Here is a 1,055-nt window from a genome sequence, read left to right as displayed (position 1 = left end):
GAATGCTGCTCGGCGTGAGCTGACGCGGCTTCAAGTCAGGGCTGGGGGTGCGTAGGGAAGTTGTAGCGGCAAATGCCATACCCTTGGATCTCACGGTCTTACTTGTCATAGCGGTACATGTCGCAGTCTTATATGTCATAGCGGTAAATGTCCGCGCGACAGGGAGAACGAGCGCAGCCGGGCGCGGCACCGCAGCTCGGCCGAACGGCAGCGCCGCTGGCGCGCCGTGCACCTCGCCCCGGACAGCGGGACGGCCAGGCAGACGGGCTGAGCAATGAATTTGAAAACCAACTATTCGTCTATTGCGGGAAGGATGCGGCCATGGCTGGCAAGCGGAGGGTGAGGGTGACGTGCAACAGGCGCCTGGGCGTGCGCGCGCCGTTCGAGGTGCCCCGGATCGGCGTGTGCGGGGGGCTCGAGTTCTACGTCACGCTACCTCGCGTGTACGAGGTCGACGGGATCGCGGAGCCTGCGGGCTCGGCCGAGGCGAACGACGCGATACGGTTCTCGTTCCACGTGGGGCGGGGCCTGTCGGTCCGGTGCCCGTCGTGGCTCTCGCGCTTCGAGACGGACTCGTGGAGCGTGCTCGCGTCCGGCCCGGGCGGGCGGCTGGTCCCCTCGCCGGTCTCGCGGGATACGTTCGATGTGTATCACCATGTCAAGTTGTGCGGGAAAATCACCAGATTTGAGCAGTGGTAGCGCCTGTTTTGTGCAGGGTTGGCGGTTGCTGTCGTCCTTGGTTGTTTTTGGTTATTTCATGAGTGAGTGTGTGCTGCGGTAGGATTCGCCGTGGAAGCGGATGATCCTGCCGTGGTGGACGATGCGGTCGATGACCGCTGCGGCCATGTCGCCGTCGCCGAACACGTCGCCCCACCGGCTGAATTCGAGGTTGCTGGTGAAGACGATGCTCCTCCTTTCGTAGCTGTCGGCGATGATCTGGAACAGGAGTCTGGCTCCGTCGATGTCGATGGGCAGGTAGCCCAGCTCGTCGATGATCAGGAGCCTGTTCTTGCCGATCCGGTCGAGTTCGCGGTCGAGTCGGTTGTCTTGTTTGG

The 1,055-nt window shown here is 63.1% G+C and carries 2 protein-coding genes; one reads left to right on the top strand and one right to left on the bottom strand.

The window, feature by feature from the left end; translation table 11 throughout:
- Positions 1 to 321: 321 nt before the first annotated feature.
- Positions 322 to 699 (top strand): hypothetical protein, encoded by a 378-nt coding sequence (locus BISU_RS11065; RefSeq protein ID WP_024464178.1) that lies wholly within the window; start codon positions 322 to 324, stop codon positions 697 to 699.
- Between the two features lie 51 nt (positions 700 to 750).
- Here the strand turns inward: BISU_RS11065 and BISU_RS11060 are convergent.
- Positions 751 to 1,055, bottom strand: a 305-nt coding sequence (locus BISU_RS11060) for an ATP-binding protein (RefSeq protein WP_034533133.1), incomplete at its 5' end; no start/stop codon positions are given.

The sequence above is a fragment of the Bifidobacterium subtile genome (assembly GCF_000741775.1).
GTDB lineage: Bacteria > Actinomycetota > Actinomycetes > Actinomycetales > Bifidobacteriaceae > Bifidobacterium > Bifidobacterium subtile.
The sequence above is the reverse complement of the archived record's forward strand: the minus strand, read 5'-3'. Positions and strand labels throughout refer to the sequence as shown.

What these genes read in the sequence shown, in the direction of transcription:
- BISU_RS11065 (WP_024464178.1), top strand. Translation starts at nt 322, where the DNA reads ATGGCTGGCAAGCGGAGGGTGAGGGTGACGTGCAACAGGCGCCTGGGC.